The sequence below is a fragment of the Azonexus sp. IMCC34842 genome, from assembly GCF_050368855.1.
GTDB lineage: Bacteria > Pseudomonadota > Gammaproteobacteria > Burkholderiales > Rhodocyclaceae > Azonexus > Azonexus denitrificans_A.
The window spans coordinates 1,676,537-1,699,872 of record NZ_CP178449.1 but is presented as its reverse complement, the minus strand read 5'-3'; the positions used below and the strand labels follow the sequence as shown (position 1 = coordinate 1,699,872).

General features: G+C 63.5%; 24 protein-coding genes. 4 read left to right on the top strand and 20 right to left on the bottom strand.

All coding sequences use genetic code 11. The annotated features are described in order from the left end of the window. Nucleotides 1–15: 15 nt before the first annotated feature. The 4 genes from ACLIKD_RS08020 to ACLIKD_RS08005 form a co-directional block, all read right to left on the bottom strand. Entirely contained in the window at nt 16–1,023 is a 1,008-nt protein-coding gene (locus ACLIKD_RS08020) for a M48 family metallopeptidase (RefSeq protein ID WP_428827893.1), read from the bottom strand. After that, nucleotides 1,020–2,351, bottom strand: a complete 1,332-nt coding sequence (locus tag ACLIKD_RS08015) for a DUF898 family protein (protein WP_428827892.1) — start codon at nt 2,349–2,351, stop codon at nt 1,020–1,022. The genes ACLIKD_RS08020 and ACLIKD_RS08015 overlap by 4 nt, the downstream gene beginning before the upstream one ends. An 86-nt stretch (nt 2,352–2,437) precedes the next feature. Further along, nucleotides 2,438–2,692 carry a hypothetical protein gene (locus ACLIKD_RS08010; protein ID WP_428827891.1) on the bottom strand — a complete coding sequence of 85 codons (255 nt, stop codon included), beginning with the start codon at nt 2,690–2,692 and terminating at the stop codon, nt 2,438–2,440. Between the two features lie 19 nt (nt 2,693–2,711). After that, a complete protein-coding gene (locus ACLIKD_RS08005; RefSeq protein WP_226419844.1) occupies nt 2,712–2,909 on the bottom strand; it encodes a hypothetical protein in 198 nt (65 codons plus the stop codon). A 271-nt stretch (nt 2,910–3,180) separates the two neighbouring features. Between ACLIKD_RS08005 and ACLIKD_RS08000 the strand changes: the two genes are divergently transcribed. Further along, nucleotides 3,181–5,733: a chemotaxis protein CheW gene (locus ACLIKD_RS08000; protein WP_428827890.1), complete on the top strand. Its 2,553-nt coding sequence runs from the start codon at nt 3,181–3,183 to the stop codon at nt 5,731–5,733. A 1-nt stretch (nt 5,734) separates the two neighbouring features. Here the strand turns inward: ACLIKD_RS08000 and ACLIKD_RS07995 are convergent, their stop codons facing one another. From ACLIKD_RS07995 to cysE, 11 genes are all read right to left on the bottom strand, one after another. Continuing rightward, complete coding sequence (locus ACLIKD_RS07995) at nt 5,735–6,130, bottom strand: DUF2237 family protein (RefSeq protein WP_226470745.1); 396 nt, start codon at nt 6,128–6,130, stop codon at nt 5,735–5,737. Beyond that, nucleotides 6,127–6,321 carry a Fe-S cluster assembly protein IscX gene (iscX, locus tag ACLIKD_RS07990; RefSeq protein ID WP_226470747.1) on the bottom strand — a complete coding sequence of 65 codons (195 nt, stop codon included), beginning with the start codon at nt 6,319–6,321 and terminating at the stop codon, nt 6,127–6,129. Before iscX ends, ACLIKD_RS07995 begins: the two co-directional genes overlap by 4 nt. Beyond that, entirely contained in the window at nt 6,318–6,662 is a 345-nt protein-coding gene (gene fdx / locus ACLIKD_RS07985) for an ISC system 2Fe-2S type ferredoxin (RefSeq protein ID WP_226470749.1), read from the bottom strand. The genes iscX and fdx overlap by 4 nt, the downstream gene beginning before the upstream one ends. Continuing rightward, a complete protein-coding gene (gene hscA, locus ACLIKD_RS07980) occupies nt 6,659–8,548 on the bottom strand; it encodes a Fe-S protein assembly chaperone HscA (RefSeq protein ID WP_428827889.1) in 1,890 nt (629 codons plus the stop codon). The genes fdx and hscA overlap by 4 nt, the downstream gene beginning before the upstream one ends. Before the next feature lie 2 nt (nt 8,549–8,550). Then, nucleotides 8,551–9,078 carry a Fe-S protein assembly co-chaperone HscB gene (hscB, locus tag ACLIKD_RS07975; RefSeq protein WP_226419850.1) on the bottom strand — a complete coding sequence of 176 codons (528 nt, stop codon included), beginning with the start codon at nt 9,076–9,078 and terminating at the stop codon, nt 8,551–8,553. After that, nucleotides 9,078–9,401 carry an iron-sulfur cluster assembly protein IscA gene (gene iscA, locus ACLIKD_RS07970; RefSeq protein WP_226419851.1) on the bottom strand — a complete coding sequence of 108 codons (324 nt, stop codon included), beginning with the start codon at nt 9,399–9,401 and terminating at the stop codon, nt 9,078–9,080. The genes hscB and iscA overlap by 1 nt, the downstream gene beginning before the upstream one ends. 2 nt (nt 9,402–9,403) lie before the next feature. Further along, nucleotides 9,404–9,787: a Fe-S cluster assembly scaffold IscU gene (gene iscU, locus ACLIKD_RS07965; protein ID WP_226419852.1), complete on the bottom strand. Its 384-nt coding sequence runs from the start codon at nt 9,785–9,787 to the stop codon at nt 9,404–9,406. A gap of 87 nt (nt 9,788–9,874) precedes the next feature. Next, nucleotides 9,875–11,086: an IscS subfamily cysteine desulfurase gene (locus ACLIKD_RS07960; protein ID WP_428827888.1), complete on the bottom strand. Its 1,212-nt coding sequence runs from the start codon at nt 11,084–11,086 to the stop codon at nt 9,875–9,877. Between the two features lie 24 nt (nt 11,087–11,110). Next, the gene (locus tag ACLIKD_RS07955; protein ID WP_428827887.1) at nt 11,111–12,268 is read right to left on the bottom strand and encodes a cysteine desulfurase family protein; all 1,158 of its coding nucleotides are present in this window, start codon (nt 12,266–12,268) and stop codon (nt 11,111–11,113) included. Between the two features lie 7 nt (nt 12,269–12,275). After that, the gene (iscR, locus tag ACLIKD_RS07950) at nt 12,276–12,782 is read right to left on the bottom strand and encodes a Fe-S cluster assembly transcriptional regulator IscR (RefSeq protein ID WP_428827886.1); all 507 of its coding nucleotides are present in this window, start codon (nt 12,780–12,782) and stop codon (nt 12,276–12,278) included. Nucleotides 12,783–12,840: 58 nt separating this feature from the next. Continuing rightward, nucleotides 12,841–13,596, bottom strand: a complete 756-nt coding sequence (cysE, locus tag ACLIKD_RS07945) for a serine O-acetyltransferase (RefSeq protein ID WP_226414202.1) — start codon at nt 13,594–13,596, stop codon at nt 12,841–12,843. 142 nt (nt 13,597–13,738) lie between these two features. Between cysE and ACLIKD_RS07940 the strand changes: the two genes are divergently transcribed. Further along, nucleotides 13,739–15,505: a serine hydrolase domain-containing protein gene (locus ACLIKD_RS07940; RefSeq protein ID WP_226414205.1), complete on the top strand. Its 1,767-nt coding sequence runs from the start codon at nt 13,739–13,741 to the stop codon at nt 15,503–15,505. 3 nt (nt 15,506–15,508) lie between these two features. Next, nucleotides 15,509–15,769: a phosphopantetheine-binding protein gene (locus ACLIKD_RS07935; protein ID WP_428827885.1), complete on the top strand. Its 261-nt coding sequence runs from the start codon at nt 15,509–15,511 to the stop codon at nt 15,767–15,769. On the opposite strand, the gene ACLIKD_RS07930 is transcribed toward ACLIKD_RS07935, so the two are convergent. The 4 genes from ACLIKD_RS07930 to lexA are packed head-to-tail and all read right to left on the bottom strand — an operon-like array spanning nt 15,750 to nt 21,552. Continuing rightward, on the bottom strand, nt 15,750–18,872 hold the full coding sequence (locus ACLIKD_RS07930; protein WP_428827884.1) for an error-prone DNA polymerase: 3,123 nt from the start codon (nt 18,870–18,872) through the stop codon (nt 15,750–15,752). The genes ACLIKD_RS07935 and ACLIKD_RS07930 overlap by 20 nt on opposite strands. Then, nucleotides 18,856–20,304 (bottom strand): Y-family DNA polymerase, encoded by a 1,449-nt coding sequence (locus ACLIKD_RS07925; RefSeq protein WP_428827883.1) that lies wholly within the window; start codon nt 20,302–20,304, stop codon nt 18,856–18,858. Before ACLIKD_RS07925 ends, ACLIKD_RS07930 begins: the two co-directional genes overlap by 17 nt. Further along, entirely contained in the window at nt 20,237–20,950 is a 714-nt protein-coding gene (imuA, locus tag ACLIKD_RS07920; RefSeq protein ID WP_428827882.1) for a translesion DNA synthesis-associated protein ImuA, read from the bottom strand. The genes ACLIKD_RS07925 and imuA overlap by 68 nt, the downstream gene beginning before the upstream one ends. Then, nucleotides 20,947–21,552: a transcriptional repressor LexA gene (lexA, locus tag ACLIKD_RS07915; RefSeq protein ID WP_226414242.1), complete on the bottom strand. Its 606-nt coding sequence runs from the start codon at nt 21,550–21,552 to the stop codon at nt 20,947–20,949. The genes imuA and lexA overlap by 4 nt, the downstream gene beginning before the upstream one ends. A 107-nt stretch (nt 21,553–21,659) precedes the next feature. On the opposite strand from lexA, the gene ACLIKD_RS07910 reads away from it, so the two are divergent. Further along, nucleotides 21,660–21,965, top strand: coding sequence for a hypothetical protein (locus ACLIKD_RS07910; protein ID WP_428827881.1), 306 nt, complete (start codon nt 21,660–21,662; stop codon nt 21,963–21,965). Nucleotides 21,966–21,969: 4 nt separating this feature from the next. On the opposite strand, the gene dgt is transcribed toward ACLIKD_RS07910, so the two are convergent. Further along, nucleotides 21,970–23,313, bottom strand: coding sequence for a dGTP triphosphohydrolase (gene dgt, locus ACLIKD_RS07905; RefSeq protein WP_428827880.1), 1,344 nt, complete (start codon nt 23,311–23,313; stop codon nt 21,970–21,972). Nucleotides 23,314–23,336: the final 23 nt, after the last annotated feature.

The following is a 23,336-nucleotide window of genomic DNA, read 5'->3' as shown; positions in this document are numbered from 1 at the left end:
CGTGGTTCGCCGGCGCTAGCGCATGGCGCGCAGGCGGGCGATGCGTTCGGCGGTGTCAGGGTGGCTGGCAAGGCCATCCCATGCCGAGCCTGCCCTGCCCTTCGCGTTATGGGCTTTTTCCATGCGCTCCAGCATCGCGGCCAGCGGTTCGGTGCCCCGTCCTGCGGCCAGCATGGTCCGCGCCGCATAGGCGTCGGCCTCGCGTTCAAAGTCGCGCGAATAGCGCGATTCGAGCGCCAGGGCGCCGAGGCTGGCGGCTATCGATGAGACGTCGCCGAGGTAGACGCCGACGACGAAGGAGACCACCGATGACTGGATCAGCTGGCGCATGCCGTGCCGGTAGGCGACATGTCCGAGTTCGTGGGCGACGACGCCGGCCACTTCGTCGTCGTTCCCGGCCAGTTCGACCAGTTGATCGAAAATCACGACATCGCCGCTGGGCAACGCGAAAGCATTGGGCCCCATCGCCGACGAGCGAAAATGCAGGCGATAGCCGGGGTGCTCGGCACCGGCCTGCAGAATCCGGTCGGCGTATGCCGTCAGTTCGGCGCGCCGCGCTGCACTGAGATTTGACGGCGTCAGCACCTTCTGGTCGAGGAAGGTCAGGGTTTGCTGCGACAGCGACTGGACGACTGCCGCCGGGATGCGCGGGGCGAGCACTTTGGTGAGCGCCGGTAGGCCCCAGAAATAGATCGCCGCAATCAGCAGGACCGTCCCGAGCAGCGAGCCGAGCGCCCAGGACCAGCGCTTCTGCAGGCGGACGACCGGCGACTCGGCAAAGCCGGCCACCTTCAGCCAGCGTGCAAATTCTTCCAGATCGGCCACTTCAAGCAGCGCGCCATCGGCAAAACGGACGATGCGCGGCGAACGCCCCATCGCTTCCGAAATCTCGACCTCGGCCCGGCGGGCCCGCCGCTCGCCGAACGGGCCGCGGGCGACGATTTCATCGCCGATCGCCAATAGTTCCGCCGGCTGGCGGAGCGGCGTGCGCCCGTCGTAGTAGCTGGCGGCGATGCCCGTCACAGGCCGATGTCCAGATCGAACATTTCGGCCGCTTCGTCGCCGATCGCCGTAGCGCTACCGGCCTCGCCGGCCACGAAGTCGTCGAGACTGCCGCTGACCGCCAGGGCCAGATACTCGGCCCGGAAGCGGGCGACGCGAACCCGCGCCCAGGGAATGAACAGGCCGAGCGTGAATACAGTGGCCAGCCAGTTCACCACCGTCAGGCCGATATAGCCGCCGACCGGCAAACGGCTGCGGAAGTGGTGCTCGCCGAGGCGGGTGCTGCTCCATACCGCATTGTTGGTGCGCGCCGTGACATAGGGCACGACGACGGCCTGTACCGCCACGAAGATCAGCGGGATCAGCATGAACAGGAAGCCGAGGGCGACCAGGGCTTCCTGGCCGCCCTTCCCGCTGGCCGCCACGACGGCAGTGACCACAAGGCCGATGAACAGCGCGATGAACACCAGGCCGGGCAGCAGGAATATCTTGTAGATGGCGCCAGTGGTGACGGCACACTCGAAGGCGGTGGTCCCGAAGCGGGTGTTGTCGAGCACGAACTTGCGCAACTGCCGATAGAAAACCGGGAAGGCCAGCCACAACGTGAACGGCACCAGCAGCCCGTAACCGACGAAGACCTTGAACGCCTGCCCGTAGCTACCGTGGAAGGAGAAACGCAGGCCGCGATAGCTGGTGTTGTGGGCACGGAAGCGAAAGGCCTTGACGGCCAGCCAGGGAACCAGCGGCAGCAGGCAGAGGATGGCGATTCCGTAGGCCAGCGGGCTGAAACGCTGGGCGGCTGACAAGCCGAATAGCAGCACCACGGCGACGATCCGCCCCTTGAGGATGGCCATCGGCTGACCGTGATAGTCGAAGCCAGAGCCGTCGAGCATCAGGTTGCGATGAAAATACTGCTCGCGCCGCACCTTGGCCCAGGCCGAATAGATGCCGAGGGTGACGATGCTGAGCAGGATATTGACGATCCAGATGCGGAAATACTCGCCGCCTTCGCCGGTAAAGCGGAAGTTCTCTTCGCGCGGCTCGGCGGCTTCGGCCTCCGCAGCCGGCGTGTCCGTCGGGGTCGCTGCTTCGGCCGGGGGTTCCAGGGCGATGGCCTGGTTCGCCACGCCGTTCAGCGAAGCATCATAGCTCTCTCTGGACAGTGGATCACCGAGGATCGTGAACGCCTGGCGCAAGGCATCGAGGCTTTCCGCCGCCGGCTTCTCCGGCGTTTTCATCTTTTCCCGGAAGGCGCCCAGTTGCCGGGCGTAGGCTGCCTTGATGTCGGCCAGCGTGGCCTCCGGCCCGATGCCGAGTACGTCGTAGTAAGTGGCCGCAAGCGCTTGCATCTTTTCCCCCGTGATTGTCGGCATTGCCTGAATCAGGCCATTTTATCCATTTGGCACAGCGGGATGATGACAAATAAGTGGGCGCCTCAGGTTTTTCGGATCAGTTGCTTGGCGAAGGCGGCATCGTTCTTGGTGATGCGCGGCACTTTCTGCGGCCCCTGCGCATTGACGAAGCGCACGAAGTCGTCGAGCGACAGCGCTTCCGAAACGGCCTGGTCACCGCCCTCGACCCGTTCGCGCAGCAAAAACTGGCCATTGCCGGTGATCACCATCAGATAGTGGCGCCCTTCACTCCGCTCATTGAGCCGGGCCACCGCCGCTGTTGCACGAGTCGAGCGCATCGCTATCTCCCTGAAAGTCTTACTTGTACTTCTTGAAAATGGCCTTGGCGTCGAGATGGGCGCGATCCAGCGTGCAGATCGACGGATCGTCGTCGTGGCCGACAAAGAAATCGTCGGCCTGGGCGCGCATCACCATCTCGATGGCGGCGGCGTCGGCGATGTCGTACTTCTCGGTAATCAGCGTGGTTACTTCGTCGAGATGCTCTTCGTAGGTCATTTTTGCTCGCACTTTGTCGTGGTGGGCAAAAAATCGCCCGTTTTCAATACTGTTGTCGGCCGGCATTGTCCCACGCCGCCTGCGCTGCGGTCCATGCGGCTGCAATAGGTGGCGTGCGCCAGCGAAAACAGCCCGGCACCACGTCGGTGCGTCGCTTGGACAAAGCACCTGTTTTAGTGCCGAAAAATGTCCGAAAGCCGCTGCTACAGGGCGTCTTGACGGGCACATCAATTGCTTCGTCAGGTAAACATGTCGGCAACTGGAGATTTGCGTGGCGAGATATAAAGGCATTGAAGTTAAGGATGGCGTGCGTCAGTTGTTGCCACACATGCCACTGATCGAGGAATACCGGGAAGTGCTGCAATCGCTGCAGGCAGTCTGGGACAACCTCAACCTGCTCGGCCAGATGTCCGGCACGACGGCCGAAATCGGCCAGACGCGCGAAGCGTTCGCCAGCCTGACCAGCGAACTGTTGAACAATCTGGCCGAGCAAACGCTGGCCAAGCGCGAACAGGAAATGAAGGCCAAGTCGCAGGTGGTGATCGATATCCTGATCCGCAACCTGTTCGAGCGCACGGCCGATATCGGCTTTCTCACCACCGACGACGCGATTCGCCGCTTTGCCGCCGAGCCGGGCGAACCACGGGCGCTACAGCAGCGTTTCCAGGAATATGTCCGTAAGTATTCGGTGTACGAAGATGTCGTCCTGCTTGATTGCAACGGCGGCATTCTCGCCCGGCTGGCGCCGGAGGCGCGGGTTCTTGCCATCGGCGACGGCTGGGTCCGCCAGGCCGCGGCTACTACGGCCGCCTATGTCGAGGTCTATGGGCATTCCGGGCTGTTTCCCGACCGGCCGCGCGCGCTGATCTACGCCTACCGGGTCAGCTCGGCGCAAGGCGAAACGCTCGGCGTATTGGCCCTGTGTTTCCGTTTTGCCGACGAAATGACGCGGATTTTCCGCAGCCTGGCGCAGGCCGACGATCCCGGCGTGCTGGCCCTGCTCGACGCCGGCGGCCAGGTCATCGCCAGCAGCGACCCGTGGCAGGTGCCGGTCGGCGCGGAATTGCAGCTGGCCTCCGGCCGCTTGCAGCGCCTGCGCTTCGCCGGGCGCAGCTATCTCGCCTTCGCCAGCGACACCAAGGGCTACCAGGGCTACCTGGGGCCGGGCTGGCGGGGTTTGGTGATGATGCCGGTTGATCAGGCCTTCGACATGCACGACGACGACCAGCTGGCGGCAATCGAGCCCAGCCTGCTGGCTTCGGTGATGTCCGGCGGCCGGGCCTTTTCCGCGACGTTGCGGGCCATCCCGCAGCAGGCCGAGGCCATTCAGCGCGATCTCAGCCGGGCGGTGTGGAACGGCACGGTGCGACAAGGCGCGACGTCCGCCTCGAGCAATTTTTCGAAGATTCTGCTGCGGGAGATCAGCCGCGTCGGCATGAGCATGCGCGAAGTCTTCTCGCGCTCGATCGGCAATCTGCAGACCACCGTCCTGTCGTCGCTGCTCGCCGATAGCCAGTTCTTCGCCGCGCTGGCCGTCGACATCATGGACCGCAATCTGTACGAACGGGCCAACGACTGTCGCTGGTGGGCGCTCGACTCGACGATTCGCCGGCTGATGGCGACGGCTGACGACAACGGCCGGCAAGCCGGGCTGGAAAAGGTAATCGGCTATATCAACAGCCTGTACACCGTGTACGACGACATCCTGCTGTTCGACACGACCGGCAAGGTCATCGCAGCGGCCAACCCGGAGCACGCCAAACTGGTCGGCCAGCCGCTCGACGAACCCTGGGTCGATGAGTGCCTGGCCCTGGCCAGCAGCCAGTCCTACGCGGTTTCCCGTTTCGCCGGCAGCCCGCTCTACGCGGCACGGCCGACCTATGTCTATCTGGCGGCCCTGCGCGCGCCGGACGACGCCCGGGTGGTCGGCGGCATCGCCATTGTCTTCGACAGCGCGCCGCAGTTTGCCGCGATGCTTTACGACGCCCTGCCCCGCGAGGCTTCCGGCGAACCGGTGGCCGGCAGCTTCGCCGTCTTCCTCGATGCCGAGGGAAAGATCGTCGCGGCGAGCGATCCCGCCTACCAGCCCGGCCAGCAACTTGAAATCCCGCCCGATCTGCTCAAGCCGCCAGCCGGCGGCTGTTCCCGGCTGATCGTCGTGAACGGCCAGGCGATGGCGGTCGGCGCCCGACTATCGACCGGCTACCGCGAATACAAAGGCGGCGACGATACCTATCGAAACGAAGTGACGGCGCTGGTCTTCATTCCGCTCGGGGTTTACGACGCGCAGGCAAGCCTGACCAAGCCGAGCGGTGATGTCGCCAGCCGTCGCTCAAGCATTGCCGCCGACGTTCCGGTCTGCGAAATCGCCACCTTCCACCTTGGCGATCACTGGCTGGGGCTGCCGGTCACGGCGGTCGAGGAGGCCATCGAATTGAGCGGTGCCGCCTGCCTGGCCAATGCCCCGAAACAGGTTTATGGCGCCCTGCTCCATCGCAACGAAGCCTTGCCGATCTACAACCTCGATGCGGCGCTCGGCCTGGCGGTGCCGGCGGAAACCGCGGGCAGCCGGCAGGTGGTCGTGGTGCGCGGCGAAAACGGCGTCAATTTCGGGATTCTGGTGGACCGGCTGGGCGAGATCATGGAAGCCGCGGTCAGCGACATCGACGATTTGTCGAACATCTATGTCGGGGTCGCCTCGGTGCTGGCTTCGGTGGTCAAGACGCCGGCCAAGGACGGCTCGTCGATGCTGGTCCTGCTCTCGGTTGCCAGCATGAGCGAACATCTGCGCGGCAGCCCGTCAGCGGCGCCGCTCGCCGCCTGATTCAGTGCAGGTCGACGGCGTGTTCTTTCAGCGCCGCCAGCGGCACGATTTCGAGGGCGGCCTGGTTGGTCGCGTTGAGCGCGACCTGCGGTGCCTTGCCGGCCGCGTATGCCTGTAGCCAGCGGGCGGCGCACAGGCACCAGCGCTGGCCGGGTTGCAGGCCGGGAAAACCGAATTCCGGATGCGGCGTCGACAGGTCGTTGCCGGCAGCTTTCGAGTAGGCGAGAAATTCGGCGGTCAGAACGACACAAACCGTGTGACTGCCGAAATCTTCTTCCGAGGTATTGCAGCAACCATCCCGGAAGAAGCCGGTGACCGGCCGCTCGCTGCAGGGCAGCAAAGGCCCGCCGAGTACATTCAGCTGGTTGCCGCGGCCCGGGAAGTCACGGGTTTTCACGCCACCTCGTCGATCCAGGCCTGCTGGATGGCTTCGAGAACCTTTTCGCCGCTGTGCTTCGGATCGTCGTTGAATTCGGGCAAGGCCATGACCCAGTTGCGCAGATCGACAAAGTTGATTTTCAGCGGGTCGATGTCCGGATGCGCTTCGCTCAGTTCGATGGCGATATCGTTGATGTCGGTCCATTTCATTTGCGGTGTCCCTCCTTCGCCATGTTGATGCTGTATTTCGGAATCTCGACGACCAGCGGCGTCGTCCGGACGATCGCCTGGCAGCCGAGGCGGGAGTTGGGTTCCAGACCCCAGGCCTTGTCCAGCAGGTCTTCTTCTTCCTCTTCGGCGGCTTCGAGCGAATTGAAACCCTCGCGGACGATGACGTGACAGGTCGTGCAGGCACAGGACATTTCGCAGGCGTGGTCGAGCTCGATACCGTTTTCCAACAGGTTCTCGCAGATCGACTTGCCCTCTTCCGCCTCGATGACGGCGCCGTCCGGACAGTTCTCGGGGTGCGGCAATACGACGACTTGGGTCATGCAACTTCTCCTTCTTCACCAAGCTTGATGTCATCGACCTTGCGGCCCGAGAGGACTTTCTTGATGCTTTGATCCATCCGGCGGTGAGCGAATTCCTGCGTTTCAAAGCCGAGGTCGTCCATCGCGATGTTGATCAGGCGGCGGTTCTCGCCGTTCATCGTTTCGCGCAGCTTGGCGATGCTGTTCTGAATCTTGGCTGTTTCGGACTCGTTAAGCAGATGCGGGTCTTCCTTCAGCGCGGCTTCGGTCGCCTCGATCATCCGTTGCCCTTCGACCTGCGCTTCCTTGAGCGCCCGGTTGATCGCATCGTCCTTGGCGTGCTCCATCGAATCCTTGAGCATGCCGGTGATTTCGTCGTCGGACAAACCGTAGGACGGCTTGACGATGACGCTTGCCTCGACGCCGGTTGTCTGTTCGCGTGCCGCTACCGACAGCAGGCCATCGGCATCGACCTGGAAGGTGACGCGGATACGTGCCGCGCCGGCCACCATCGGCGGAATGCCGCGCAATTCGAAGCGGGCCAGCGAACGGCAGTCGGAGACCAGTTCGCGCTCGCCCTGGACGACGTGGATGGCCATCGCCGTCTGGCCGTCCTTGAAAGTGGTGAATTCCTGGGCGCGCGCCGTCGGGATGGTGGCATTGCGCGGGATCACCTTCTCGGTCAGGCCGCCCATGGTTTCCAGGCCGAGCGACAGCGGAATGACGTCGAGCAGCAGCCAGTCGTCCTTGCCGGTCTTGTTGCCGACCAGCAAGTTGGCCTGGGTCGCGGCGCCGAGCGCGACGACCTTGTCCGGATCGAGATTGGTCAGCGGTTCCTGGCGGAAGAAGTCGCCGACCGCCTTCTGGATCTGCGGCATGCGCGTCGCGCCGCCGACCATGACCACGCCCTTGATATCTTCGGCGCGCAGGCCGGCATCGCGCAGCGCTTTTTTGACCGGTTGCAGCGTCTTCGAGATCAGCGTCTGGGTGATCTCGGCAAAGGTCGCCACATTGAGCTTCAAATCGACCATTTCACCGGTCGACAGGCGCGCCGAAATCGGTGCTTCGGCGTTCAGGGTCAGGAATTCCTTGCCTTCGCGGCAGCGCATCATCAACAGCCGCCCGTCTTCCGGCGACAGCGGCTGCAGCTTGGCCTGCTCGATCACCCAGCAGAAGATGCGGTGGTCGAAATCGTCGCCGCCCAGCGCCGAATCGCCGCCGGTGGACATCACTTCGAAGACGCCCTTGGTCAGCTTGAGGATGGAAATATCGAAGGTGCCGCCGCCCAGGTCGTAAACCGCATAGACCCCCTCCGCGCCGTTATCCAGCCCGTAGGCGATGGCGGCAGCGGTCGGTTCGTTGAGTAGGCGGAGTACATTGAGGCCGGCCAGACGGGCGGCATCCTTGGTCGCCTGACGCTGGGCATCGTCGAAATAGGCCGGCACGGTGATCACGGCGCCGACCAGATCGCCGCCCAGCGCAGTCTCGGCCCGTTCCTTGAGGGTTTTCAGGATTTCCGCCGAGACTTCGACCGGACTCTTGATGCCGGCGATCGTCTTGACCTTGACCATGCCCGGCGCTTCGACGAAGTCGTAGGGCATCGATTCGACATGCGAAATATCCTTCAGCCCGCGCCCCATGAAGCGCTTGACCGAAACCACGGTATTGCGCGGATCGACCGCCTGGTGGGTCTGGGCGTCGTAACCGACTTCGGTCGTGTGATCGGCGTGATAACGCACCACGGAGGGCAGCAAGGTGCGCCCATGCTCGTCGCTCAGGCAGATCGAGATGCCGCTGCGCACAGTGGCGACCAGTGAATTGGTCGTACCGAGGTCGATGCCGACAGCCAGTTTGTGCTCATGCGGGGCGGCCGACTCACCAGGCTCGGCAATTTGAAACAGGGCCATTTTTATTCTTCCAGCGACGCCAGCGCGTCGTCGATTTCGTACAACAGTTTTTCCAGGAACATCAGCCGGCGCACACGGTCGGTGGCCAGCGCGTAATCGTCATTGCCGTCGAGCAGTTCGCCGAGTTCTTCATAACGCTGCTTGATGTCGGCGTGCAGGCGGTTATGCAGATGTTCCAGTTCGTGATGATCGCCGCCGTTGCGGGCATCCATCACCGCTTCGCGCCACTCCATCTGCTCCATCAGGAAATCGGTCGGCATCGCGGTATTGCTCTCCGCCTGGATGTCGTGGCCGGTCAGATGCAGCAGGTACTTGGCCCGTTCCAGTGGCTTTTTCAGCGTCTGATAAGCCTCGTTGGCATGCGTCGCCCACTGCATCGACATCCGTCGCTCGGCATCGCCGGCGTTGGCGAAACGATCCGGATGGACCTGGGCCTGAATGTCGCGATAGCGGGAATCGAGGTCGGACAGATCGAGCCGGAAACTCCGGCTCAATCCGAACAGGGCGAAGTGGTCGGCGCGAAAATCCATCAGACGTTAAATGATTCGCCGCAACCGCACTGATCCTTGACGTTCGGGTTGTTGAACTTGAACCCTTCGTTCAGGCCTTCGCGAGCGAAGTCGAGTTCCATTCCCTCGAGATAAGGCATGCTCTTGGCGTCGACGAAGACCTTGACGCCATTGCTTTCGAATACCAGATCCTCGGGATCAACCTCGTCGACAAATTCCAGCTTGTAGGCCATGCCGGAACAGCCGCTGGTCCGCACGCCGAGACGCAGGCCGATGCCCTTGCCTCGTTTGGTCAGGTAATTGGCGACGTGCTGCGCCGCCTTGTCGCTCAAGGTGACTGCCATGCTTATTCTCCGTGCTTTTTCTTGTAATCGGCCACGGCTGCCTTGATGGCATCCTCGGCCAGAATCGAACAGTGGATTTTAACCGGCGGCAGGGCCAGTTCTTCAGCAATTTCGGTGTTTTTGATGGCCAGGGCCTGATCGACCGTCTTGCCCTTGACCCATTCGGTGACCAGCGACGACGAGGCGATCGCCGAGCCACAACCGTAGGTCTTGAACTTGGCGTCCTCGATCACCCCGGCCTTGTTGACCTTGATTTGCAGCTTCATCACGTCGCCGCAAGCCGGTGCGCCAACCATGCCGGTACCGACCCCGTCGTCTTCCTTGGCAAAGGAACCGACGTTGCGCGGATTCTCATAATGATCAATGACTTTGACGCTATAGCTCATGTTATTTCTCCTAAAATCAGTTATTAGTTGTTAGTTATTAGTCGCTAGCAAAAGCTTGCTGATAACTAGCGACTACCGACTAGCAACTCAATGCGCAGCCCACTGAACGGTGCTCAAATCAACACCGTCCTTGAACATTTCCCACAGCGGAGAAAGTTCGCGTAACTTCCCAACTTTCGCTTTCAACAAGTTGATTGCATAGTCTATTTCTTCTTCCGTTGTGAAGCGGCCGATACTGAAACGGATCGAGCTATGGGCCAGTTCGTCGTCGCGACCGAGGGCGCGCAAAACGTAGGATGGTTCCAGGCTGGCCGAGGTGCAAGCCGAGCCGGATGAGACCGCGAGATCCTTGATCGCCATGATCATCGACTCGCCTTCGACATAGGCGAAGCTGATGTTCAGGTTGTGGGCGACGCGCTGCTCGAGGTCGCCATTGACGAAAGTCGCTTCCATATCCTGCAGGCCTTTGAGCAGGCGGTCGCGCAAGGCGCCGACGCGCTTGTTTTCTTCGACCATTTCTTCCTTGGCCAAACGGAAACATTCGCCCATGCCGACGATCTGGTGCGTCGGCAGCGTGCCGGAACGGAAACCGCGCTCATGACCGCCGCCATGCATCTGCGCTTCGAGGCGGATGCGCGGCTTGCGCCGGACGTACAGCGCGCCGATGCCCTTCGGACCGTAGGTCTTGTGGGCGCAGAAACTCATCAGATCGACCTTCAGCTTGCTCAGGTCGATATCGACCTTGCCGGTCGCCTGGGCGGCATCGACGTGAAAGATGATGCCCTTGTCGCGGCAGATTTCGCCCAGTTCGGCAATCGGCTGGATGACGCCGACTTCGTTATTGACGTACATCACCGAGACCAGCGCGGTATCCGGACGAATCGCCGCCTTGAAGACTTCCAGGTCGAGCAGGCCGTTTTCCTGGACATCGAGATAGGTCGCCTCGAAACCCTGGCGCTCCATCTCGCGCACGGTATCGAGCACCGCCTTGTGTTCGGTCTTCACGGTAATGATGTGCTTGCCCTTGGTGCTGGCGTAGAAATTGGCAGCACCCTTGATGGCGAGATTGTTCGATTCGGTTGCGCCGGAGGTCCAGATGATTTCCTTCGGATCGGCCCCGACCAGCGCGGCGACCTGTTCGCGCGCTTCCTCGACGGCGGCTTCCGCCACCCAGCCAAAGCTGTGCGAACGCGAGGCCGGGTTGCCAAAATGTTCGCACAGGTAGGGAATCATTTTTTCCGCCACGCGCGGGTCGACCGGGGTGGTCGCCGAGTAATCCAGGTAAATAGGAAGTTTCATCGTATTCTCGCTAAGTCGGGTTGTTCAGACAGCCATCGCTGTCAGTCCCTGCAGGCGTCCGACGGTAACCTGCAAGGCGTTGATGAATTGTTCGATTTCCAGATCGGTGTTGCTGGCGCCAAGGCTGACGCGCACCGCACCACGGGCGATTTCCGGTGCCACGCCCATCGCCCGCAAGACATGCGACGGTTCCGGGTTGGCGCTGGAACAGGCGGCGCCACTGGCTACGGCGAATCCCGCCCGATCCAGTTTGCCGACCAGGGTTTCGCCATCGATATCGGAAAAGGCGAAATAGCTGGTATTCGGCAAACGTTTCGCGTCCGTTGCAAAAATCCGCGCACCCAGCCCCACCAGTCCGGCCTCCAGTTTCGCCTGCATGGCCCGCAAGCGAGCCGGTAGTTCGGCAACAGCTTGCGCCGCAAGTTCCGCTGCGACACCGAATCCGACAATCGCCGGCACGTTTTCCGTACCGGAACGCAGGCCGCGTTCATGGCCGCCGCCAGCAATCAGCGGCTGCAGTTCGACCCGCTTGTCGAGCACCAGTGCCGCCGCGCCTTTCGGGCCGCAAGCCTTGTGCGCCGACAGCGTCAGGGCATGAACACCGGCCGCATTCAGCGCCCGAAAATCGATCGCCAGCTTACCCAGCGCCTGTGCCGCATCGCTGTGGAACCAGGCGCCACAAGCCTTGGCAGTTGCAGCCAAGGCCGCGATATCCTGCACGACACCGGTTTCGTTATTGGCCTGCATCACCGAAATCAGTTTCGGTTGGGCCAGCAAGGCTGCCGCAAAGTCTGCCAAATCGAGCCGGCCGGCACCATCCACCGCCAGCGTTCGTACTTGCCAGCCCTGCCTTGCCAATTGCGCGGACGGCTTGAGCACGCAGGGGTGTTCGATGGCGCTGACTGCCAACAGGCCAGGCTTCAGCGAAGCGGCGGCGCCCTTGATGAACAGGTTGTTGGTTTCGCTGCCGCCACTGGTAAAAATCACCTCGGTCGGATGGGCGTTGACCGCTGCGGCTACCTGTTGCCGCGCCTCATCGATCGCCCGCCGTGCCGCCCGGCCGAATTCGTGCCGGCTCGACGCATTGCCGTACTGGCTTTCCAGCCAGGGCAGCATGGCCGCCAGCACCGCGGGATCGAGCGGTGTCGTGGCATTGTGGTCGAGATAGGCAGGCCGGAACATGGCGTTCTCAGATGACCGCAGCCGTTTTTTCGCGACCGGCTTTGGCCCGCACCGGCGGGCTCGAGCGCCGCTTGTCTTCGAGCACGCTCGGAGCAAGCCCGGCCAGCTTGAGCTTCTGGCGATCGACCAGTTCGGCCAGCGTCACCGAAGACAGGTAGTCGTACATTTTCGAGTTGAGCGCGGACCACAGGTCGTGCGTCATGCAGCGATGTTCATCGTGACAGTTTTCGCGGCCGCCGCATTGCGTCGCATCGAGCTGCTCATCGACGGCGCGGATGATATCGGCCACGGTTACCAGGTTGAGCGGCCGGGCGATGCAGTAACCGCCACCCGGACCACGCACGCTGTCGACCAGTCGATAGCGGCGCAGCTTGCCGAACAGCTGCTCGAGATAAGACAAGGAAATCTTCTGCCGCTCGCTGACGCTGGCCAGCGCTACCGGCCCGCCTTCGCCGCGCAAGGCCAGATCGATCATGGCAGTGACGGCGAAACGCCCTTTGGTGGTCAAACGCATTGCTGCTCTCCCGCTAATAACCTAGTATTATGGTCAACTATAACGAAGCCGCAGCAAATTAGTCAACTATTTTACTCAGGTAATTGGGATCGAAGCGATCGGCCGCCAGCACTTCGTTGTCGCACTTGACGCCCTGCTCTGCCAGCTCCTTGAGCAGCGAGGTCAGGCGACGGTCGGTCTCGGCCGCGTGGTCGAGCAGCGCATGAACGGCCTTGGCCAGCGGATCGTCCTGATCGCGCCCGACGGCATAGGCGGAGAAACCCATTTTTTCGGCTTGCGCCTGGCGTTGCCGGCTTTGCTCCGAGTTGTCGAGAATCCGCGCCGGATTGCCGACCGCTGTGGCGCCGGCCGGCATCGGCTTGGTGACGACGGCATTGGAGCCAATCTTGGCGCCGGCGGCGATCGTGATCGGCCCGAGCACTTTGGCGCCGGCCCCGACCACCACGCCATTTTCCAGCGTCGGGTGACGCTTGCCCTTGTGCCACGAGGTACCGCCCAGCGTAACGCCGTGGTAGAGCGTCACGTCGTCGTGGATTTCGGCTGTTTCGCCGATCACCACACCCATGCCGTGGTCGATGAAGAAGCGCCGGCCGATGGTGGCTCCCGGGTGGATTTCGATGCCGGTGAAGAAGCGGGCCAAATGTGCCGTAAAACGTGCCAGCCAGCGCAGCCGGTGGCCCCACAGCCAGTGCGCCAGGCGATGCAGGATCAGGGCATGGATGCCCGGATAGCAGGTGAGCACCTCCCAGAACGAGCGGGCTGCCGGATCGCGGTCAAAAACCGCACGGATATCCTCACGCAGATACCGGAACATGAAGCCAAATCTCCCTTTTCAAACGAGGGCGGATTTTAAAATACTCGACTGAATTTGTCAGCTATTTTCCCCTGCGGCGAGCCTAGGTATCTGATTTATAATCGCGCGCCGCGTCGCCAACCCACCGTGAGAGCTTTTTTCCATGTCCAGCCGCCTTCTTCCGCTCGTCGCCAGCACTCTGCTGCTGCTCGCTGCCTGCGCCACGCCGCCGCCGGTTTCGGAAGGCAGCAGCCGCGGCGATTATCGGCACACGCAAAACTATCTTTCCTGGTTGATCGACCGCGAGATGGCGGCCAACGAGATCACCGGCATCAGTATCGCGCTGGTCGATGATCAGCGGATCGTCTGGCAAAAGGGTTTCGGTTTCGCCGATCGCGAAAACGATATTGCGGCGACGCCGGAGACGGTTTATCGCGCCGGCTCGATTGCCAAGGTATTTACCGCCGCCGCCACCATGCAGTTGGCCGAACAGGGCAAGATCAACATCGACCAGCCGCTGGCCGCCGCCCTGCCCGAGTTTGCCATCAAAACCCGCTTTCCCAATGCCGGGCCGGTCACACCGCGCAACGTGATGAGCCATCATTCCGGGTTGCCTTCCAATTTCCTGCGCGGCATGTTCGTCCGCGAGCCGGGGCGTTTTGAAACGGTGGTCGACGAACTGCGCGACGAACACCTGACCTTCCCGCCCAATTTCGTTTTTTCCTATTCGAATGTCGGCATGGCGTTGCTCGGCGCGACGGTCCAGAAAGTCAGCGGCGAACCGTTCAACGATTACATGGAACGCCATTTCTTTCAGCCGCTGGGCATGACCCAGAGCAGCTTCGCCTCGCGGGCGATTGCCAAGGCCTACGATCATAACCAGGAAGTTGAAGTCTTCTCGTTGCGCGACATGCCGGCCGCCAACCTGCTGAGCAATGTCGTCGATCTCGGCCAGTTCATCAAGATGCAGTTTGCCGACGGCAAGGCCGGCGACCGGCAGGTATTGTCCGGCGCCACGGTGCGCGAGATGTTCCGCGTCCAGAACAAGGATTTGCCGCTGACCTTCCAGCAATACGTCGGCCTCGGCTGGATGATGAGCGGCATCGAAGTGCCCGGCGGCGGCCCGGTCGCCAGCCATGGCGGCTCGCTGCCCGATTCGCACAGCATGATGGCGCTGCTACCGGAGCACAAGCTGGGCGTTGTCGTACTCTCCAACTCGGCGACCTCGGCGGTTTCCGTTTCGAAAATCGCCACCGAAGCGCTGCGCCTGATGCTCGAAGCGAAGACCGGCATCCGCCCGGCGCCGACCCCGGTGGTCCGTTCCCCCGAGCGCGCCCCAAACAGCGAGGAACTGCAATTCTTCAACGGCCATTTCGATACGCTGGTCGGACTGGCCAAGGTTTCCACCGCATCCGGCAAGATCGATGCCGATGCGGTCGGCCATCATTTCCAGCTGGTGCCGCACGAAGACGGCTTGCTCACGCTGAAGTACAAGGTCTTCGGCATGGTGCCGGTGCGGGTCGGGGCTTTTGAGGATATCCGCCTGTCGATTGCCACGGTTAACGGACGGCAGATCGTCGTCGGGCGCATCGGCGGCGAATCGCTGATGTTCGGCGAGAAGCTGACACCAAGCGCCATTCCGGAAAAATTCCTGCAGCTGATCGGGCGCTACGAAATCATCGACAAGATCGATGGCCCGGCCCCCGACCATATCATCCTCAAGGAAGACGACGGCCTGCTGGTCGGCGAAATGCGCTTCCCGGAGAAGCCCGAACTGCTGTTGCGCATCGGCTTTCAGCCGGTTTCCGAGAACGAGGCGGTGACCGCCGGCCTGGGCAGCGGACGCGGCGACACGCTGCGCCTGATCAATGAAGAGAACGAAGAACGGCTGGGTTTTTCCGGCTTCCAGCTACGCAAGAAACTGAACTGAGACATGGAAACACTGCACGCGGAACTCAAGGCTTTCATCATCGAAACGATGAATCTCGAAGACATCACGCCGGCCGAGATCGGCGATGACACGGTGCTCTTCGCCGAGGATGGCCTCGGGCTGGATTCGATCGACGCTCTCGAACTGGTGCTGGCCCTGAAGAAAAAGTATGGAATCGTGCTCGAAGCCAAGGACGCCGGCGCCCGCGAGCACCTGCGGTCGGTGGCGACGCTGGCCGCACTGATCAGTGAAAGTCGCGGCTGACCGTTTCCAGCCGACCGAGCCAGGCGGAAAGATCGACCAGCCGCTTGGCCACCAGATGCACCACTTCGCCCTCCTTCTGCAACTGCCCATAGACGCCAAGCAAGGCTGAGCCGAGCAGCTCGCGCCGCTGCTTGTCGACGAGTTGCGGATGGACGACGACATTGACCAGCCCGCTTTCGTCTTCCAGCGTGACAAAGACGATGCCGGTCGCGGTTCCCGGTCGCTGTCGGCCAACCACGATGCCGGCGGTGCGGATCAAGGCCCGCTGGCCAGCCGTGCGCAAGCTGGCAGCCATGACGAAGCGGCGTGCGGCGAGATGTTGGCGGAGCAGCGTCAGCGGATGCTCGCGCAGCGTCAGGCCGAGGCTGCGGTAATCGGCTACCAGATTTTCCCCGGCATTCGGCGCTGCCAGTTCGGCCGTGCTTTCGCGTACCGGCAAGCCGTCGAACAGATCGCCCTGGAGTCCCCCTTTATTCGGAGGCGCCGTTTTTTCCACACTCGCCGCCCAGGCGGCCTGCCGGCGGTGGCCGGCCAGACTGGCCAGGGCGTCGGCCGCGGCGAGCAGGTCGAGATCGCGCCGGTGCAGAGCGGCCCGCGCCGCCAGATCGGCGACACTGGCAAAAGGCTGTTGCCGGCGATCTGCCGCGGCAATGCGTTGGGCGGCCGTTTGGGAAAATCCGCCGATCTCGCGCAGACCGAGACGCACCGCGCCATTTTCATCGAGCCGGCTGTCCCAGTCGCTGGTCGCGACGTCCGGCGGCAGCACCGTGACCCCATGCCGCCGGGCATCCTGGATCAGCATCGATGGCGAATAGAAACCCATCGGCTGGCTGTTCAACAAACCGCACAGGAAGGCCGCCGGTTCATGGCGCTTCAGCCAGGCCGAGGCATAGACCAGCAAGGCAAAACTGGCGGCGTGCGACTCGGGAAAACCGTACTCGCCGAAGCCCTGGATCTGGGCGATGATCCGCCGGGCAAAGCTTTCCGGCAGGCCGTTGGCTGCCATGCCGGCCAGCAGTTTCTGCTCGAACGGCTCGAGCCCGCCCTTGCGCTTCCAGGCGGCCATCGCCCGGCGCAACTGATCGGCTTCGCCGGGTGTGAAGTCGGCGGCGACCACGGCCAGTTGCATGACCTGCTCCTGGAAGATCGGCACGCCATATGTGCGGGCCAGCACCGCATCGACGGCCGGCGAAATCTGCTCGATTTTTTCCTTGCCCTGCCGCCGTTTCAGATAGGGATGCACCATGTCGCCCTGAATCGGCCCCGGCCGGACCAGCGCCACTTCGACCACCAGATCGTAGAAGTTGCGTGGTTGCAGACGCGGCAGCATGGCCATCTGGGCCCGTGACTCGACCTGGAAGACGCCCATGCTGTCGGCGTGGCAAAGCATTTCGTAGGTGGCCGGGTCTTCCGGCGGAATGGCCTGCAGTGCGAACGGCTGGCCGCGGCGCTCGCCGACCATGTCGAGCGTCCGGCGAATCGCCGACAACATGCCGAGGGCCAGGACATCGACCTTCATCAGCCCCATCGCATCGAGGTCGTCCTTGTCCCACTGGATGACGCTGCGCGCTTCCATCGCCGCATTTTCGACCGGCACCAGCCGCGACAACGGCCCGCGCGAAATGACGAAGCCACCGACATGCTGCGTCAGGTGACGGGGAAAACCGCGCAGGGCGGCGGCAATGGCCAGCCATTTCTCGACCCGCGGCGCCGTCGGGTCGAGGCCGAGTTCGGCGAAGCGCTCCGGCAATTGTTCGCGCTGGTCCCACCAGGCCAGCGAGGCAGTCAGGGCGTTGATCTGGGCAATGCCGAAGCCGAGCGCCCGGCCCGCATCGCGCAAGGCGCCCTTGGTCCGGTAGGTGATCAGCGCGGCGGCCAGCGCCGCCCGATCGCGGCCGTATTTGCCGTAGATGTACTGGATGACTTCCTCGCGCCGCTCGTGCTCGAAATCGACGTCGATATCTGGCGGTTCGCCACGCTCTTTGGAAACGAAGCGCTCGAACAGCAAGGCCGAGCGGGCCGGGTCGACCTCGGTGATGCCGAGCGCGTAACAGACCGCCGAATTGGCCGCCGAGCCCCGCCCCTGGCAGAGGATGCGCTGGCTGCGGGCAAAGCAGACGATGTCGTAGACGGTCAGGAAATAGGCTTCGTAGTTCATTTCGCCGATCAGGGTCAGCTCGTGCTCGACCCGCTCGCGCACACTGTCCGGCACGCCGGTCGGATAACGCCGCCCCAGACCGCGCTCGGTTTCAGCGCGCAGCCAGGAAGCGGGCGTTTCGCCGGCCGGAATGATTTCTTCCGGGTATTCGTAGCGTAGTTCGTCGAGCGAAAAGGTGCACAGAGCGGCGATCTTCAGCGTTTCGGCAAGCAGTTCGGGCGGATAGAGACGGGCCAGGCGCAAGCGCGAACGCAGATGCCGCTCGCCATTCGGATAAAGCGCGTAGCCGGCCTCAAAGACCGTCGTTTTCAGTCGGAGCGCAGTCAGCACATCCTGTACCGGGCGCCGGGAACGCCCATGCATATGCACGTCACCCGCCGCCACCAGCGGCAGGCCGCTCGCTTCGCCGAGGTCCTGCAGACTTTCCAGACGGGCCGCATCATCCGGGCCGGCGTGGAGTTCGACGGCCAGCCAGACACGCCCGGGAAAACGCGCCGCCAGCCAGCGCCCATCGTCGACCGAGGGCGTCGCATCCGGCACCCAGAGCACCAGACAATCGGGCAACGCACCGCTCGGCGAAATGGCTTCCAGATCGTTACGCTGCAGGGTATAGGCGCCCTTCTCCGCGCGCCGCCGGGCCAGCGTGATGAGCGCCGACAGGTTGCCGTAGCCGTGGCGGTTGCCAGCCAGAAAGACCAGCTTCAGGCCATCCGATGTCGTCATCTCGCTGCCGACAATGAATTTCAGGCCGGCCGCTTGCGCCGCCAGATGCGCCCGCACGACGCCGGCCAGCGAACACTCGTCGGTCAGCGCCAGTGCCTGATAGCCTTGGGCCAGCGCCTTTTTCGCCAACTCCTCCGGATGCGAAGCGCCGCGCAGGAAGGTGAAATTGGAGAGGCAGTGCAGCTCGGCGTAGTCGGGGAGTTGTTCAGCTGAACAGGCCATGCAGATACCATCCTTGCGCATCGCGAAACACCCAAGCCCATTGCCCCTGCGGGTTGCGGGCCACGAAATAGTCGCGGCGCACATCGCCGGCTGCCGCTATTTCCCCTTCGTCCCACCAGCCGCTTTCCAGCCGCTCGGCACGCGACAGCAGCTTCAGCGGGCCATGCCAGTGCGGCTGACCGGCCCGTTCGACCAGCGGCAGCGGGGCCGGCAGCAGCCACAGCGGGCGCCGGGGCGGCATGGCGGCGGCTGGCGGTGGCGAGCGCTTGGGCTGGGCAACATCCGGCGCGGCATCGCGGTGCACACTGGCGCACTCCGGCCGGTAATCCGCTTTCTCGCCGAGCACCTGGACGGCTGCTTCGCCAAGCCGCGCCCGCAGACGCTCAAGGCAAGCCAACGCACCCTCGCCGACCGGTGCCGCGTCGAACAGATGGGCGCTGGCTCCCGGCTTGTTCTCGACTTCATCGGCGAGCAGCCGCAAGACCTCGACCGGCGCAGCCAAGTGCAGCCGGGCAAGATGCTCGCGCAGCAGACGGAGAAAACGCCCCTCGTCGGCCGCCGGTTCGGCAAAGCGCAGGACCAGCGCGGTGAGCGAGCCATCATCGTGCTTCAGTTGCAGCGTACAGGCGCGGACCAACAGCTGCCGGCCATGCAGCCAGCCGGCCAGCGCGGCGAACAGCCGCTGTCCGGCGAAGGCCAGCGCCTCGGCATGCTCGACGCGGGCCGGCAGCTCGATTTCAATGGCAAAGCTTTCGGGAAAAACGAAAGGCTGTTGCGGGTCCGGCAGCTCGCCCCTCGCCCGCAACAGATCGTCGACCGGCTCGCTGCCGATCCGCCGCCGCAAACCGGCGGCGGGCAAGGCCTGCAGATCGCCGAGATGTTTCAGGCCAAAAGAGGCCAGCCGACTCTGTGCCTCGGCCGGCCAGCCGGGAACGGCGCATGGCAAGCCGGCCAGCGCCGCCTGCATGGCCGCCGGCTCGCGATAAATGGCGCCGGCTCCGGCCTGTGCCAGCCAGCGCCCGCCGAGCGCGGTCGGCGCCACCGCCCAGGTGGGCGAATAACACTGTTCGGCACAACCGGCAAGGACCGCGTCGACGATCGGTTCCACGCCGCCGAACAGGCGCAGGCAGCCACCGATTTCCAGCAGCAAGGTATTCGGTGGCGCCAGACTGAGTGTCGGCGTGAATCGCCCGGCCCAGCAGGCAAGGCTTTCCAGTGCGCCGTTTTCGCGCACCGCTTCCCGCTCGAAAACGGCCAGGCCGGGCTGCAGGCCGAGCGCCGTCGATAGCTTTTGCCCGCTCTTGACCCCTGCCTCTGCTGCCTGCCGGTCGCAGGCTAGCACCCGTCCGCGACTGACGACCGCGCTAGGCGACTGCCGCAGCGGCAGGGCCTCGAGCGGTAGCAAGGGAAAGTGAAGGGCCAGCCAGAGCACGTGACGATCTCCCGGGATGGGGCAAAGACAAATTGAGCGGGCGCGCCGCGGGTCGGCCGCGCCGCTTGAGGATCTGCACCGACAAACCGTTGTCACTCGCCGCCAGGGTCAGGCGCAAAGGCGCCGGCGACGGAACTCCGGCCTGTGTCAGCGGCCGCCACAGACAGGTAAAAGTAGCCTGGCCTTCGGCGGCGACCTGCAAGCGCCGCAGCGCCTGAGCACCGATACCGGCTTCCGGCCAGACCAGCAGGCCGGCAAATCCGCCACAGGCGAGCAGTTGTTCGCAGCACCAGGCGGCCTGCTTGCCGGCCTGGACGACGACCAGCCGATCGAGAGCCAGCCCGGCCGCCGCCCAGGCCGGTGCATGCGGCAACCACGGCGGGGCAACCAGAGCCAGCCAGCCGCCTTCGGCCGATAGCCGCGCCAAAGCCGGCAACAGCAAACTGATTTCGCCGAGACCGCTGCGGTCGACCAGGATTTCCGTGAGATTGCCGCGCGGCCAGCCACCACCCGGCAATTCGGCATCAAGCTCGGCATGACCACTCGGGATGGCGCTGGCCGGCAGGCTGGCCAGGGTGTCGCCGCGCCAGATATCGCCTCTGGCCAGGACCTCTGCCAACGCGGCCGGCAACGCCACGGCGCTCATGACAAGCTGCTGATCGCCCCGCGAATCAAACCGACGGCAACACCTTCGATGGCGAAATCGACCTCGGCCGGATTGACGATGATCGGCTCGTAATCCGGGTTTTCGGCAATCAGTTCGATCAGCCCGTTACGCCGCTTCAGGCGCTTGACGGTGACATCCTCGGCCACCCGGGCGATGACGATCTGGCCGTCGCGCGCCTCGGCGGTCTTATGCACGGCGAGCAGATCGCCGTCGAAGATGCCGGCGTCGATCATCGACAGGCCGCGTACCTTGAGCAGGTAATCGGCGCGCGGGCTGAACAGCTGGGCATCGAGCGCGTAGCGGCCCTGTACATTTTCCACCGCAAGAATCGGCGAACCTGCCGCCACCATGCCGATCAACGGCAAGCCGAGCTGCTCGACCAGCCGGATGCCGCGCGCCGAACCGGGTTCGAGGACGATGGCTCCCTTCTTGGCGAGCGCCTTGAGGTGATCTTCCGCCGCGTTGGGTGAAGCGAAGCCGAAGGCGTGGGAAATCTCCATGCGCGTCGGTGGCGCACCGAGCACTTCCAGCGTGCTCCTGATGAAGTCGAGAATTTCCTGCTGACGTGGCGTGAGTTTCATGGTCTGCTCCACTAAAAACCTATGGCTGTATTTTTGTACAGTATCCGATTTTTGGCAAGCGGAGAATGGGCTAATATCCGGCCATCCTCCGGATTGGAAATTACCGCATGAAATTGCAGCAACTCCCCGACGGTGCCCGCTTCGAATACCAGGGCCGGGTCTTCGTCAAAACCGGGCCGCTGACCGCCCGCTCGGAAAACGGCGGACAGCAGATCATTCCCCGCTCCGCGACCCTCAAAGCGCTCGACCCTCCTGCCCCGGAACAAACTTCCGCCGGGCGCGGCAAGCTGAGCGAAAGCCTTGTCCTCTCGGCCTTCGATACCTTCTACCGGACCTCTACCCGCCTGATCGATGCAGCGTCCCGCCCGGCACTGGAAGAAGCCCGCGACCGCTTCCTGGCGACCCTGCAGTAGCCGTTCAGGTCGGCAGATCGACGCCCTTCAGCTTGCGGTACATATCGACCGCGTAGGAATCGGTCATCCCGGCAACGAAGTCGGCCACCTGCAGCAGGCGAATATACGGGTCGGCATCCGGCTCGCCGCCATGGCCGAGGAACTGGGCCGGCAGCAACTTGAGCAACATGCGTTCGCGGGTGGTGAACCGGGCATGCCCAGCCCCGGCCTCGACCGCCTGGGTAAACAGGCCAAGCAGCGCGCCCAGCACCTCGAAACCGGCGGTTTCGATTTCCAGCGCCGGACGGGCCGTGTAGATCGTCTCCTTGGCCAGCTTCAGCACCGCCTGCAAGGGAAAGAAGGCCGGCGACTGGGTCAGCAATTCGTCATCGAACTCGCCCTTGAGGATGGCTTCCTCGTTTTCCAGAAATACCGCGGCGGCACTTTCCAGCAAGCGGCCGATGGCCTTGGCGCGCAGATATTCGAGCCGCTCCTTCGGATCATGCAGGCGATCCAGCCGGCCGCCGTTAACGGTATTGCCGGCCAGATCGGCGAGCAGCAGTTCGGCATCGCGATACGGCACGAAACCGAGCTTGGCGGCGTCTTCCAGATCGACGATCAGATAGCAGGTGTCATCCGCCACCTCGACCAGGAAGGCCAGCGGATGGCGGCGCCAGGCGGTACCGGGAAGGCGCTCGACCAGCCCGGTCGACTGCGCGACGCGCTGAAAAGCCTCGGCATCCTGCTGAAAAAAACCGAATTTCTTGCTGCTTTTACCATCCAGTTCGACATCGAGATGTGACGGCCGCGGATACTTGGTAAAAGTGGCGAGCACCGCGCTGGTCAGCTGCAAACCGGGATTGGCCGGGCTTTGCAGCCGGGTGACGATGCGGAAACCCTGGGCATTGCCCTCGTAACGCTCGAAGTCGGCGCGCTGGGCAGGGGTGAAGGGATGACGATCAAGCAGGCCGGACTGGCGAAACCACTCGCGGATCGCATCCTCGCCGGCATGGCCGAAGGGCGGGTTGCCGATGTCGTGGGCCAGGCAGGCCGCCGCGACAATCGCCCCGAAATCGCCGGATTCGACATGCTGCAAACCATGCCGGGCAATGATCTCGCGGCCGACCACGGCGCCCAGCGAACGGCCGACGCAGCTCGCCTCCAGACTGTGCGTCAGGCGGGTGCGCACGTAATCGCTCTTGGATAGCGGAAAAACCTGCGTCTTGTCCTTCAGGCGCCGAAAGGCCGAGGTGAAGACGATACGGTCGTAGTCCTGCTGGAAGGCCGTCCGCTCCGGCGTGCCCGGCGCCTTGCCGGCCCCCGGACGATCCGCCGACAGCAGTTTTTCCCAGATTTTTCGTTGGCCCATGTGGTTCGAAGTTGGCGACAGGA